Here is a 12,988-nt window from a genome sequence, read left to right as displayed (position 1 = left end):
GGCATACCGGCTGCGGGCCGCGTCCCCCTCGTGGGGACGCGGCCCGCGTCAGGTCTGCGGTATGCCGGTCAGTCGCCTTCGGGGGCCGGCTCACCGTTGCCGGTGGCGGGCTTGCGTGCCGGCAGCGGCAGCTTGGCCGCCCGGTCCATCACGCCGGGCCACGCGCGCCGCCAGGCGAGGACCACGGCGGCGAGCAGGATCGCCGGCCACAGGAAGCTCCAGGCGTTGGACGCCAGCACCTCCCAGGCGTTGCGCAGGAAGTCGGTCATGGCTTCCAGCACCAGCTGCAGGTTCACCCGGTGGCCGCCCGGGTGGCGCAGGGTCTCGGCGCCGTAGCGCAGCGTCTGCTGGGCGACCTCGACCAGCCAGAACCAGAGCACGAACAGCGGCCACAGCAGCACGCCGGTCCACCGGCGCCACGCGATGAGCACCAGCAGCGCCGCCACGAGCACCCGGCCGAGCCAGGTGCCGGCGTCACCCAGGTGCAGCAGCGTCACCAGCAGACCGGTGACCGGGGCGAGCGCCAGCACCCCGATGAAGCCCAGGCGTTGCGGCCCGCGGGTGGCGATGACCCCCAGCGCCAGGCCGAGGATCGCGGCCAGCCCGACGGTGACGAGCATGATCTTGCGTTCGGTCGGGTCAGCGGCGACCAGTCCCGGGGCGCCCCGCAGGGTGAACCAGAGCGCGACGCCGTAGCCCAGGAGCACCGAGAGCAGCGCGAGCCCGGCCCGGCGCAGCACGACCATGACCACGATCGAGGCGCCGACCGGGCCGAACACCGCGAGGCTGAACTGGGTCAGCAGAACCGGCAGGTGCGGCGGCCAGACCTCGGTGCTGCCGGTCAGGGACGAGCGCGTCGAGGCCAGGAACGCCAGCGCCCACCAGCCCCAGGCCAGCACGAGCACCGCCGCGACCACGAGCACCCGCGGCAGCCACGAGAACTGCTCGCGCACCTGCCCCGCCAGCGTCGCGGTCGTCCCCTTTGTCCGCTCCGTCATGGCGGGAGGCTACCGGTCGGCGCGACCGGCCAGCACCGGGCGAGGCGCCGGGCGACGCACCAGCCCCACGCGCCACGCCCGACATCGGTTGAAGCCTCACGCGCAACGGGGTTGAGTGTCGTCGTACGCGCCTTGATCCCCAGGAGGACCCCGTGACCGACCCGACGCCATCGACCCCGACGCAGAGCCGCACGTTCAGCCCGACCCCGGAGTTCACGGCGCAGGCCAACGGTGAGGCCCCCCTTTACGACCAGGCCACCGACCACGAGGCGTTCTGGGCCGAGCAGGCCCACCGCTACGTGACGTGGGACAAGGACTTCGACACGACGCTGGACTGGAGCAACGCGCCGTTCGCGAAGTGGTTCGTCGGCGGGCAGCTCAACGTGGCCCGCAACTGCGTCGACCGGCACGTCGAGGCAGGCAACGGCGACCGGGTCGCGATCCACTTCGAGGGTGAGGGCGGCGACACCCGCACGATCACCTACGCCGAGCTGCTGCGCGAGGTGTGCAGGACGGCCAACGCCCTGGAGTCCCTCGGCGTGCGCAAGGGCGACCGGGTCGCGATCTACATGCCGATGATCCCCGAGACGGTCTTCACCATGCTGGCCTGCGCCCGCATCGGCGCACCCCACTCGGTGGTCTTCGGCGGGTTCTCCGCCGACGCCCTGCGCACCCGCATCGCCGACGCGCAGGCCCGGGTCGTGGTCACCACCGACGGGCAGTTCCGCCGCGGCAAGCCGGCACCGCTCAAGCCGGCCGTCGACGAGGCCGTCAGCGGCGGCGACTCCCCAGTCGAGAAGGTCCTCGTCGTCAAGCGCACCGAGGGCGAGGTCGCCTGGGACGACGCGCGCGACGTGTGGTGGCACGACGTCGTCGACAGCGCCAGCGACCAGCACGAGGCGCAGCCGCACGACAGCGAGCACCCGCTGTTCATCCTCTACACCAGCGGCACCACGGGGAAGCCCAAGGGCATCTTCCACACCAGCGGTGGCTACCTGGCCCAGACGGCCTACACCAACGCGGTCGTGCACGACGTCCACCCTGGGACCGACGTCTACTGGTGCACCGCCGACGTGGGCTGGGTGACCGGCCACTCCTACATCGTCTACGGCCCGCTGGCCAACGGCGCGACGCAGGTCCTCTACGAGGGCACCCCCGACACCCCGCACCAGGGCCGCTGGTGGGAGATCGTGCAGAAGTACGGCGTCTCCATCCTCTACACCGCGCCCACCGCGATCCGCACGTTCATGAAGTGGGGCGAGGACATCCCGGCGAAGTACGACCTGTCCTCGCTGCGGCTGCTCGGCTCCGTCGGCGAGCCGATCAACCCCGAGGCGTGGCTCTGGTACCGCAAGAACATCGGCGGAGACCGCGCCCCCATCGTCGACACCTGGTGGCAGACCGAGACCGGCGCGATCATGATCAGCCCGCTGCCCGGCGTCACCGACCTCGAGCCCGGCTCGGCGCAGCGCCCGATCCCCGGCATCAGCGCCGAGATCCTCGACGACGAGGGCAAGCCGCTGCACGACCCCGAGGCCGTCGGCTACCTCGTGCTCACCAAGCCGTGGCCGTCGATGCTGCGCGGCATCTGGGGCGACCAGGAGCGCTACAAGGAGACCTACTGGAGCCGCTTCGGCGACAAGTACTACTTCGCCGGCGACGGCGCGAAGTACGACGCCAACGGCAACATCTGGCTGCTCGGCCGCGTCGACGACGTCATGAACGTCTCGGGCCACCGCCTGTCCACCGCCGAGATCGAGTCGGCGCTGGTGTCCCACCCCAGCGTCGCCGAGGCCGCGGTCGTGGGCGCCACCGACGAGACCACCGGCCAGGCGGTCTGCGCGTTCGTCATCCTGCGCAGCGACGCCCGCGACGAGGGCGAGGCCACGGTGCAGGAGCTGCGCAACCACGTGGCCAAGGAGATCGGCCCGATCGCCAAGCCGCGCCAGATCATGGTGGTGGCCGAGCTGCCCAAGACCCGCTCGGGCAAGATCATGCGGCGCCTGCTGCGCGACGTGGCCGAGAACCGCGAGGTCGGCGACGTCACGACGCTGGCCGACTCGACGGTCATGGACCTGATCAAGTCCGGCCTGTCCTCAGGCTCCTCCGAGGACTGACCCGGCAGCACCCTCAGGTATGCCGCGTGCGGACGTCCGCACGCGGCATACCTGAGCCTGGGGCATGGGAGCCCACTGGCCGCGGGCGATGAGGACCTCCCGCAGCAGGTCGGGCCGGTCGGAGATCACCCCGTCCACGCCGAGGTCGAGGAAGCGCCCCATCGCGGCCGGGTCGTCGACGGTCCACACCACCACCCGCACCCCGATGTCGTGGGCCATCTGCACCAGCCGCGCGACGAAGACCGGCACGAGCCCGAGGCGCACCGGCACGTGGGCGAACGCCCCGGTCGCCACGGCGCGCGGTGGGCGCACCCCCGCCCGGGCGCAGGCGACCAGCGCGGTCAGCGAGCGCCAGCCCAGGGCCGTGGTCACCGCCGGCACCTCGCGCTGGACGAACCCGAGCCAGCCGTCCCACGCGCCGGCGACGCAGACCCGCTCGGCCACCCCGGGCCGGCGCAGCACCCGCACCAGCGGGGCGATCGCGGCCGCATCCTTGAGGTCCACGGTGAACCGCGCCTCGGGGAAGGCCTCCAGCGCCTCGACCAGGGTCGGCACCTGCTCGACCCCGGCCACCCGCAGGGAGCGCACGCCGCGCACCGTCCGGCTGGCGACCCGGCCGCGGGCGGCGGTCACCCGCTCCAGGGTCTCGTCGTGGAAGCAGACCAGCGACCCGTCGGAGGTCGGCCGCAGGTCGGTCTCCAGGTAGCGCACCCCCAGCGCGGTCGCCCGCGCGAACGCCGCCAGCGTGTTCTCCGGGGCCAGGCCCCCTCCCCCGCGGTGCGCGATCGCCAGCGGGCCCGTCTCTGCGCCGTAGGACATGCCTCCACGGTGACCGGCGCAGGTGTCCTCCAGGCGTCAGGACGGTTGCGGCGCAAGGAGGTTCACGCAGGCTTCAGCCTCCGGCCACCGGTGCGGCGCCGTCAGGACACCCGGCCGCGGGGGCGCAGCCGCACGTGCGGCAGCTCCGGCGCGGAGAGCCGCTCCGGCCCGGGGTAGTGCGACACCTCGCCGAAGCGGTCCTCGTGGCCGTTCCACTGCCGGCGGGCCTGCTCGATCTCCTCGTGGGTGCGGCCCACGAGGTTCCACCACATGACGATCTCCTCCTCGAACGGCACGCCGCCGAGCAGCAGCACCCGCGCGTCCGCCGACAGCGCCAGGTCGAGCTCGTCCCGCTGCAGCCCGAGGTAGAGCGCCTGCCCGGCCTCGACGACCGTCCGCCCGACCCGGGCCTCCCCCGCGAGCGGGATGAGCATGTGCTCGTATGCCGGGTCCAGCGGCAGGCGCCCGGCGCGCCGCCCCGGGGCGGCCGGTGCCAGCTCGGCGCCGAGCAGCGGGGTCACGCCCTGCGCCGGCGAGACGACGTCACCCAGGGCGCCGATGAACACCTGGGCGCGCAGGCCGTCGGCCTCGAGCACCGGCGCCGGCTCGTGCAGGGTGAACGCGCGCCCGTCGTGCCGGGCGTGCTCGGGCAGGGCGACCCACAGCTGGGCACCGTGCAGCACCGGGCCGTGGTCGGGCGGGGAGTTCTCGGAGTGGGCGATGCCGTGCCCGGCGGTCATCACCGCGACCCGACCGGGCTCGACCAGGGCGGTGGTGCCGAGGCTGTCGCGGTGCAGCACGGTGCCGCGGACCAGCCAGCTGACCGTCTGCAGCCCCATGTGCGGGTGCGGCGGCACCGACATGCCCTCCTGCCCGCGCACGTCAGTGGGGCCGTAGATGTCGGCGAAGCACCACGCCCCGACCATGCGCCGCTCCCGGTGCGGCAGCAGCCGCAGCACCTCGTTGCGGGGGCTGATCATGGCGTGGATGGCGTCGTAGCGCTGGAGCACGAGGCCGGGGCTGGACTCCCGGTCGGGGCACCCGGCATACAGGTCGGCGGTGGCCACGTTGCTCATGACAGCAACGGTATGCCCGCCACCGATAAACTGGCTGCGGTGCGCCGGGAAGCCTGGTCGGCATTGTCCACCGACCCCTGATGCGGAAGGCCACACCGTGACCACACCCCCGCTCCGCCCCCGGCTCCTGCGTCGCTCGACGTGGCCAGAGGTGCAGCGCGTCACCGGCGCCCTGCGCACCGAGACGGTCGGCGGCATCCTGCTGCTCGTCGCCGCGGTGGTCGCCATCGTCTGGGCCAACAGCCCGTGGAGCGAGGCGTATGCCGCGCTGCGGGACCTGCGCGTCGGCCCGGCGTCCCTGCACCTCGACCTGACCCTGGCGCAGTGGGCCTCCGACGGGCTGCTCGCGGTGTTCTTCTTCGTCGCGGGGGTCGAGCTCAAGCGCGAGTTCGTCGTCGGCGACCTCGCCGACCCGGCCAAGGCGGCCCTGCCGATCGCGGCCGCCCTCTGCGGGGTCGCCCTGCCCGCGGTGCTCTTCGCGGTCACCTCCCAGGCGGTCGGCCCCGTCGGCGGGGACGTCCTGCGCGGCTGGGCGGTGCCGACCGCGACCGACATCGCCTTCGCCCTCGCGGTCCTGGCGGTGATCAACACGCACCTGCCGTCGGCCCTGCGCTCGTTCCTGCTCACCCTGGCCGTCGTCGACGACCTCGTGGCGATCACGATCATCGCGCTCTTCTACACGGACCACCTCAATGTGCCTGCCCTGCTGCTGTCACTGGTCCCGTTGGCGTTGTTCGGGTTCCTCGTCCACCGGCGGGTCGACCGCTGGTGGCTGCTGGTGCCGGTGGCGTTCCTCGCGTGGGCCCTGGTGCACGCCAGCGGCATCCACGCGACCGTCGCCGGGGTGACCATGGGGCTGCTCGTCCCGGTCCGGACCGGCCCCAGGGACGGGGCGGGCCGGCATACCCTCGCGGACCGGTTCGAGCACCGGCTGCGACCCTTCTCCGCCGGGTTCGCCGTGCCGGTGTTCGCGTTCATGGCCGCCGGGGTGACCGTCGTCGGCGGCGGGCTCGGTGACGCCCTGGGTGACCCGGCCGCCATCGGGGTCGTGGTCGGGCTGGTCCTGGGCAAGATGCTCGGGGTGTTCGGCGGCACGTGGGGGTTCGCGCGGTTCACCCGGGCCGAGCTCGACAGCGACCTGGCCTGGGCCGACGTGTTCGGGCTGTCCCTGCTGGCCGGGATCGGCTTCACCGTGTCGCTGCTCATCGGCGAGCTCGCCTACGGGCCGGGGTCCCCGCGGGACGAGCACATCAAGCTGGCGGTGCTGGCCGGGTCGCTCACCGCGGCCGTGGTGGCCACCGTGGCGCTGCGGCTGCGCAACCGGCACTACCGGCTGCTGTGCGAGGCCGAGGAGGTCGACGCCGACCACGACGGGGTGCCCGACGTCTTCGCGAGCCCGTCGGACCGCGCCGACGGAGGCCCGGGCCGATAGGGTCGTGGCGTGTCAGGGGGACTCCCCAGGCCACCGACCACGGAGGTGACATCGATGACGGCCACCAGCAACGGCCCCACCGCCACCGGCAGCGGTCCCGCGGCCACCAGCAACGGCTCCACCGAGCGCACGCTGGGTCAGCTCGTCGCGAGCGCTACCCAGGACATGTCCGCCATCGTGAAGAGCGAGATCGACCTCGCCAAGGCCGAGATCACCGCCGACGCCAAGAAGGCCGCCTCCGGGGGTGCACTCGTGGCGATCGCGGGGGTGTTCGCCTTCCTCGCGCTGATCCTGCTGCTCATCTCGGCGGCCTACGGCCTCGTCGCGGCCGGCCTGTCCCCGTGGCTGGCGTTCCTCATCGTCGCCGTCGCGCTGCTGGTCATCGGCGCCATCTGCGTGCTGGTCGCCAGGTCGGCCTTCCAGAAGATCCAGGGCAAGCCCGAGCGCACCATCAAGTCCACGCAGGACACCATCGCCGCGATCAAGCCCGGCCACTGACGTCCCCTGTTCCTCCTCCGACCCACCCGAAGGCCTGACCGCACCATGAGCAACGACGCGTCAACCGTGCTCGTCGACGGCCCGTGGGAGCACCGGCTCGTCGCGGCCAACGGTGCCCGGTTCCACGTGGCCGAGATGGGCGAGGGTCCGCTGGTGCTGCTGCTGCACGGCTTCCCCCAGTTCTGGTGGGCCTGGCGGCACCAGATGACGGCGCTGGCCGAGGCCGGCTACCGCGCGGCGGCGATGGACCTGCGCGGCTACGGCGGCTCGGACAAGCCCCCGCGCGGCTACGACACCTTCACCCTGGCCGCCGACGTGGCCAGCATGATCCGCTCCCTCGGCGAGACCGAGGCGGTCGTGGCCGGGCACGGCTGGGGCGGGTGGATCGCCTGGTCCATGCCGACCATGCAGCCCTCGGTGACCCGGGCCGTCGCGGCACTGGGCATGCCGCACCCGCTGGTGCTGCGCCGCGCCTCGTTCACCGACCCGGGCCAGATGCGCGCCAACGCCTACCTCGGCGGCCTGCAGCGCCCCTTCGTCCCCGAGCGGCAGATGACCAGCGGCCCCGACTACGTCGAGCGGCTGCTGCGGCACTGGTCCTCGCCCGAGAACGCCTGGCCCGGCGACGAGGAGGCCGCGCGCTACTGCGAGGCGATGGCCATCCCGTTCGTGGCCCACTCCGCGGCGGAGTACTACCGCTGGGTGGTCCGCTCGCAGCTGCGCCTGGACGGGCGGCGGTTCGCCGCACGGCTGCGCCGGCCGGTCGAGGTGCCGGTGCTGCACCTGCACGGCGTCGACGACGGCGCGGTCGTGGCGTCGGCGGCCACCGGGTCACGCCGTCACGTCAGCGGACCGTTCGAGGAGCACTTCCTCGCCGGCGTCGGGCACTTCCTGCCCGAGGAGGCCCCGCAGGAGGTCAACCGGCTGCTGCTGCGCTGGCTGGCCCACACCGCGGCGCCGCGCACGCCCGCGACCTGATCCCCAGGGCTCCCGCGAGGATGGGCGGGTCAGCCGGCCGCGCACCCGCCGCTGGAGACGGTCCTCGTGGCCGTCCGGCCCGCGTCGAAGACCGGCTTGGCCTCGGCCAGGGTCAGGGCGTAGCCGGTGACGTCGTCGTCGAGGGACTTGGCGAAGACCACGCCCACGAGCTTGCCCGACGGGTCGAGCAGCGGGCCGCCGGAGTTGCCGGGCTCGACCCGGGCGAACAGCGAGTAGACCTGACGCACCGTGCCGGGGTCGCCGTAGATGTCGGCACCGCGGGCGCTGAGCACGTCGCGGATGCGGGCGGCGTCGACGCGGTAGGGCCCGTCGAGGGGGAAGCCGGCGACGGCAGCGCCCTCGCCCCGGCCGAGTGCCTCACCGGTGCGCAGCGGGGCGGCCGGCAGGCCCGGCACGTCGAGGACGGCGAGGTCGCGCTTGGGGTCGAGCACGACGATGTGCGCGACGTAGGAGCGGCCGGACCCGCCGATGCGCACGTGCGGCTCGTCGACACCGGCGACGACGTGGGCGTTGGTGACCACGTGCTGGGGGGCGTAGACGAAGCCGCTGCCCTCCTGACCGCGGTTGCATGCCTCGGCGACCCCCGTGATCTTGACGATCGAGCCGGACACCGCGGAGATGGCCCGGCCCTTGGCGATGCCGTCGTCCGGCGGGGCGATGGGGATGATCGGCTCGGCGCCGACGCCCTCGAACACCCGCGGGAAGCCCTCACGGTCGAGCACGCCACGGAACCCGGCGAACAGCCTGGAGGTCTGCGGCGGCACGACGCCGTCGATGACCCGCAGGATGCGGGACTCGCCGATGGCGCGCGCGATGGGGGCGGGAGCGCCTCCGCGGACGGCGCCCGCGATGAACCACACCAGCACCGAGACGGCGACGAGCACGGCGACCGACCCGAGCACCGAGTCGACCTTGCGTGCCTGCTCGCCGTGCACCTGGGAGCGCATCCGCGAGCCGAGGTTGACCGCGATGGCCTGGCCGATCGAGGCCAGCACGAAGACGCCGAAGACGAGCAGGCCGGTGCGCAGCACGGAGACCTGGGCCACGGCGTCCCAGTTCTGGATGAGCAGCGGCAGCAACCACATGCCGACGGCTCCTCCGGTGAGGAAGCCGACGAGCGACATCACGCTGATGACGAAGCCCTGGCGGTAGCCGGTGATGGCGTAGCTGACCAGCACCACCACCAGCACCAGGTCGACCACGGGCAGGAAACCGATCACGTCGTGCTTTCCTCGGAGTTTCGGCGCCGCCACTCTCGGGTGAAGCGCTCGGGCAGCGGACGTCGCCGGTCGCGGTCCCAGTCCTGCTCCAGCCCGGCGAGCTCGAGGACGGTCGCCAGCAGGTTGGCCGTGAAGCCCCACACGAGCAGGCCGTCGACGTCGAACGCCGGCCCGACGAAGCCGCTGGGGTGGGTGACGGTGAACCGGCGCGCGGGGTCGGTGAGCTCGGCGAGCGGGGCACGCACCACCCGGGCCACCTCCAGGTCGCTCACCGTGTCGATGTCGTGCGGGTCGGACCACCACGCCAGGACGGGGGTCACGACGAAGTCGCTCGGGGGCAGGTAGAGCGCCGGCAGCTCGGCGACCACGTCGACTCCCGACGGGTCGAGGCCGACCTCCTCGCGGGCCTCCCGCAGCGCCGCGCTCACCGGGCCCTCGTCGTCGGGGTCGAGCGAGCCGCCCGGGAAGGACACCTGCCCGGCGTGGGAGCGCATGCCGTGGTGCCGCTCGGTGAGCAGCACGTCCTCGCCGCCGAAGGGCGAGGGCCCGAAGAGGATGAGCACGGCGGACTGCCGTCCACCCTCGTCCGGGGGCAGGAACCGGCTGAAGCGCTCGGCGGGGGTCTCGGCCAGTGTCCGGACGAGGTGGGTCATCCAGGCCGGCCGCGGGGAGCCGGCGACGGGAACGGTCACGAGGCGTCCGGGGCGAGCTCGTACTTCAGCAGCTTGGCAGCCTTGGCCGGGTCGGTCTCGCCCTCACCGTAGGAGGGGCACCAGCGCGCGATCGGGCAGGCACCGCACGCGGGCTTGCGGGCGTGGCAGGTGCGCCGGCCGTGGAAGATCACGACGTGGGACAGCATCGTCCAGTCCTTGCGCGGGATGAGCGCGCCGACGGCGTGCTCGATCTTGACCGGGTCCTCCTCGGCGGTCCAGCCGAACCGGCGCGAGAGCCGTGCGAAGTGGGTGTCGACGGTGATGCCCGGCACCCCGAAGGCGTTGCCCAGCACCACGTTGGCGGTCTTGCGCCCGACACCGGGCAGGGTCACGAGGGACTCCAGCTTGCCGGGCACCTCGCCGTCGAACCGCTCGACCAGGGCCTGTCCCAGCTTGATCAGCGCGTCGGTCTTGGCGCGGTAGAAGCCGGTCGACTGGATCATCGTCTCCAGCTCGCCCCGGTCGGCGCCGGCGTAGTCGGCGGCCGAGCGGTACTTCGCGAACAGGGTCGGCGTGACCAGGTTGACCCGCACGTCGGTGGTCTGGGCCGACAGCACGGTGGCGACCAGCAGCTCGAGGGGAGTGGTGAAGTCGAGCTCGCAGTGGGCATAGGGGTAGCGCTCCAGCAGGGCGCGGTAGATCTTCCGTGCCCGTCTGGTCAGGGCCACGGGGGTCTCGACGCGGGGGTTCACGGACACGGACCCAGCCTAGAGGGCCGCGGTGACGCGGGCTTCCCCGCGGTGGCCCGCATGGCACACTGTCGGCCGTGGACAACGATGTCGTGAAGAAGGCGCCCCTTTTCGCAGCCCTCGATGACGAGGCCGCGACCGCCCTGCAGCAGTCGATGACCTCCTCGCGCCTCGAGCGCGGCGACATCCTCTTCCACGAGGGTGACCAGGGAGATCGCCTCTACGTGATCCGCGAGGGCAAGATCAAGCTCGGCCGCACCAGCAGCGACGGCCGCGAGAACCTCCTGGCGATCCTCGGCCCGGGCGAGATGTTCGGCGAGCTGAGCCTGTTCGACCCCGGCCCGCGCACCGCCACGGCCACCGCGGTCGCCGAGACCCAGCTCATCGGGCTCGGCCACGACAACCTCCAGGCCTTCCTCACCGACCGTCCCGAGGTCGCCGCCACCCTGCTGGCCGCGCTGGCCCGCCGCCTGCGCCGCACCAACGAGACCCTGGCGGACCTGGTCTTCACCGACGTGCCCGGCCGCGTCGCCAAGGCCCTGCTCGACCTGTCGAGCCGCTTCGGCCGCCCGGCCGAGGAGGGCATCCTCGTCGCGCACGACCTGACCCAGGAGGAGTTGGCCCAGCTCGTCGGCGCCTCCCGCGAGACGGTCAACAAGGCGCTGGCCGACTTCGCGACCCGCGGCTGGATCAAGCTCGAGGCCCGCGCCGTCATCCTCATCGACGTCGAGCGGCTCAAGCGCCGCGCGCGCTGACCCGACTCAGGAGCTGCGGCCGCTGAGGCCCTTCGCGCGCAGGTAGTCCAGCTGGGCGAGCACGCTCAGCCGGGCTGCCGGCCGCAGCTCCTCCGGCACGTCGGCGTAGACCCGGGCGACGACCGCGTCGGCGTCGCTGGCCCCGTCGGCCAGCGCCGCCCGCACCTGGCCGAGCCGCTCACGCCGGTGCTCGAGGTAGTACCAGACCGCCTGCGCCGCGTGCTGCACCGTCGGGCCGTGCCCGGGCAGGATCGTCTCCACCTGCCCCGAGTTGGTCATGGCCGCGATCCGCTCCAGCGAGTCCAGGTATGCCGCGAGCCGCCCCTCGGGGTGGCTCACCACGGTGGTCCCCCGGCCGAGCACGGTGTCGCCGGTGAGCAGCGCGTTGTCCTCCGGCAGCAGGAAGGACAGCGAGTCGGCGGTGTGGCCGGGGGTGGCCACGACGGACAGCTCCAGGCCGCCCACCTCCAGCCGGTCACGGTCAGCCAGCCCGTCACCCAGGGCCCGCACCGGCGCACCGGTCAGCTCGGCGAAGTGCGCGGCGGACTCGGCGTGGTCGAGGTGGTGGTGGGTCAGCAGCACCAGCTCGACCCGGGTCCCGCGGGCGGCCACGACGTCCAGCACCCGGCGCAGGTGCGCCTCGTCGAGCGGGCCGGGGTCGACCACGGCGCAGCCGTTGGAGCCCGGCTCGGAGAGCACCCAGGTGTTGGTGCCGTCCAGCGTCATCGGTCCGGGGTTGCCGGCGAGCACGCACGTGGCGCGCGGGGTGACCGGGCCGCCCTGCCAGCCGCCCGTCATACCGGCAGCTCGCAGCGCAGCATGACGCCCTCCTCGGTGGGCGTCAGGACCGGCATGACCGGGGAGATCGGCAGCTCCTCGCGCAGGAACTCGTCGGCGGAGCGCGCGGCGGCGACCTCCTCCACGTTGACCACGGTCGGCGGGAGCATGAGTGCCTCGCCGCGGTGGTAGTCGCGCAGCAGCTCTGCCGGGTCGACCCAGGCCGCGTGGTCGGCCTCGCTGGTCGCGTCGTCGGGCACCTGCCCCTCGGGCAGCTCGGCGGCGAAGAAGCGGGTGTCGTAGCGCCGGCTCTCGAACTCCGGGGTGATCCAGTGGGCCCGGGCGCGCAGCAGGTCCGAGCGCAGCACCAGCCCCCGTCGCGCGAGCAGCTCGGACAGCGACACCTCGCGAGAGAGCAGGGCGGCCCGGTCGGCCTGCCAGTCCGTGCCGCTGACGTCGTCCACCACGCTGTCGGCGTCGGGGCCGGCCAGCAGCACCCCGCACTCCTCGAACACCTCACGCACGGCCGCGGCGACCAGCTCGCGGGCGGTGGTCTCGTCGGCGCCGAGCACCCGGCCCCACTCCTGCGCGGACGGCCCGGCCCACGGCAGCGACGGGTCGGCGTCACGGGGGTCGACGCCCCCGCCGGGGAAGACCATCATCCGCGGGGCGAACTCCATGGTCGCCACCCGCCGCAGCATGAACACCTCGACCCCGTGCTGGCCGTCCCGCACGAGGAGCACCGTCGCGGCACTGCGGGGGGCGACCGGGTCGTGGGCCGCGGCGTCACGGCCGAGCCAGTCCTGGGCACGCTCGACCAGCGCCGGAGCGCTGCCGAGCGGGAAGTCTCGCCTCACGCCCCCGATCCTAGGGCGGCAATCGGCATCCGGCAGAG

General features: G+C 73.3%; 13 protein-coding genes. 5 read left to right on the top strand and 8 right to left on the bottom strand.

The annotated features are described in order from the left end of the window. Window positions 1-68: 68 nt before the first annotated feature. Window positions 69-998, bottom strand: a complete 930-nt coding sequence (locus tag FB474_RS20885; RefSeq protein WP_185746274.1) for a hypothetical protein — start codon at window positions 996-998, stop codon at window positions 69-71. A 152-nt stretch (window positions 999-1,150) separates the two neighbouring features. Between FB474_RS20885 and acs the strand changes: the two genes are divergently transcribed. Continuing rightward, entirely contained in the window at window positions 1,151-3,115 is a 1,965-nt protein-coding gene (gene acs / locus FB474_RS19270) for an acetate--CoA ligase (protein WP_141790451.1), read from the top strand. Here the strand turns inward: acs and FB474_RS19265 are convergent. After that, complete coding sequence (locus tag FB474_RS19265) at window positions 3,095-3,934, bottom strand: glycerophosphodiester phosphodiesterase family protein (protein ID WP_141790450.1); 840 nt, start codon at window positions 3,932-3,934, stop codon at window positions 3,095-3,097. The two genes, acs and FB474_RS19265, sit on opposite strands and share 21 nt — an antisense overlap. Window positions 3,935-4,035: 101 nt before the next feature. Beyond that, entirely contained in the window at window positions 4,036-5,010 is a 975-nt protein-coding gene (locus FB474_RS19260) for a pirin family protein (RefSeq protein ID WP_185746273.1), read from the bottom strand. 97 nt (window positions 5,011-5,107) lie between these two features. On the opposite strand from FB474_RS19260, the gene nhaA reads away from it, so the two are divergent. Genes nhaA through FB474_RS19245 form a run of 3 tightly spaced genes read left to right on the top strand, consistent with a single transcriptional unit; the run spans window position 5,108 to window position 7,918 of the window. Then, complete coding sequence (gene nhaA / locus FB474_RS19255) at window positions 5,108-6,442, top strand: Na+/H+ antiporter NhaA (protein ID WP_246092639.1); 1,335 nt, start codon at window positions 5,108-5,110, stop codon at window positions 6,440-6,442. A gap of 54 nt (window positions 6,443-6,496) precedes the next feature. Then, window positions 6,497-6,940 carry a phage holin family protein gene (locus FB474_RS19250; protein WP_141790449.1) on the top strand — a complete coding sequence of 148 codons (444 nt, stop codon included), beginning with the start codon at window positions 6,497-6,499 and terminating at the stop codon, window positions 6,938-6,940. A 45-nt stretch (window positions 6,941-6,985) separates the two neighbouring features. Further along, complete coding sequence (locus FB474_RS19245; protein ID WP_141790448.1) at window positions 6,986-7,918, top strand: alpha/beta fold hydrolase; 933 nt, start codon at window positions 6,986-6,988, stop codon at window positions 7,916-7,918. Between the two features lie 29 nt (window positions 7,919-7,947). Here FB474_RS19245 and FB474_RS19240 read toward each other — a convergent pair whose 3' ends face one another. Genes FB474_RS19240 through nth form a run of 3 tightly spaced genes read right to left on the bottom strand, consistent with a single transcriptional unit; the run spans window position 7,948 to window position 10,570 of the window. Next, a complete protein-coding gene (locus FB474_RS19240) occupies window positions 7,948-9,159 on the bottom strand; it encodes a MarP family serine protease (protein ID WP_141790447.1) in 1,212 nt (403 codons plus the stop codon). After that, window positions 9,156-9,851: an NUDIX hydrolase gene (locus FB474_RS19235; RefSeq protein ID WP_246092632.1), complete on the bottom strand. Its 696-nt coding sequence runs from the start codon at window positions 9,849-9,851 to the stop codon at window positions 9,156-9,158. The genes FB474_RS19240 and FB474_RS19235 overlap by 4 nt, the downstream gene beginning before the upstream one ends. After that, window positions 9,848-10,570: an endonuclease III gene (gene nth / locus FB474_RS19230; RefSeq protein ID WP_141790446.1), complete on the bottom strand. Its 723-nt coding sequence runs from the start codon at window positions 10,568-10,570 to the stop codon at window positions 9,848-9,850. Before nth ends, FB474_RS19235 begins: the two co-directional genes overlap by 4 nt. A gap of 68 nt (window positions 10,571-10,638) precedes the next feature. On the opposite strand from nth, the gene FB474_RS19225 reads away from it, so the two are divergent. Then, complete coding sequence (locus FB474_RS19225) at window positions 10,639-11,316, top strand: Crp/Fnr family transcriptional regulator (RefSeq protein ID WP_141790445.1); 678 nt, start codon at window positions 10,639-10,641, stop codon at window positions 11,314-11,316. A 6-nt stretch (window positions 11,317-11,322) separates the two neighbouring features. Here FB474_RS19225 and FB474_RS19220 read toward each other — a convergent pair whose 3' ends face one another. Together FB474_RS19220 and FB474_RS19215 are read right to left on the bottom strand one after the other, a co-directional pair. Next, entirely contained in the window at window positions 11,323-12,114 is a 792-nt protein-coding gene (locus tag FB474_RS19220; RefSeq protein ID WP_141790444.1) for an MBL fold metallo-hydrolase, read from the bottom strand. Next, complete coding sequence (locus FB474_RS19215) at window positions 12,111-12,950, bottom strand: NUDIX hydrolase (protein ID WP_246092630.1); 840 nt, start codon at window positions 12,948-12,950, stop codon at window positions 12,111-12,113. The genes FB474_RS19220 and FB474_RS19215 overlap by 4 nt, the downstream gene beginning before the upstream one ends. Between the last annotated feature and the right edge of the window lie 38 nt (window positions 12,951-12,988).

Source organism: Oryzihumus leptocrescens (assembly GCF_006716205.1).
Lineage (GTDB): Bacteria > Actinomycetota > Actinomycetes > Actinomycetales > Dermatophilaceae > Oryzihumus > Oryzihumus leptocrescens.
This window is presented reverse-complemented; position numbering and strand designations above follow the sequence as displayed.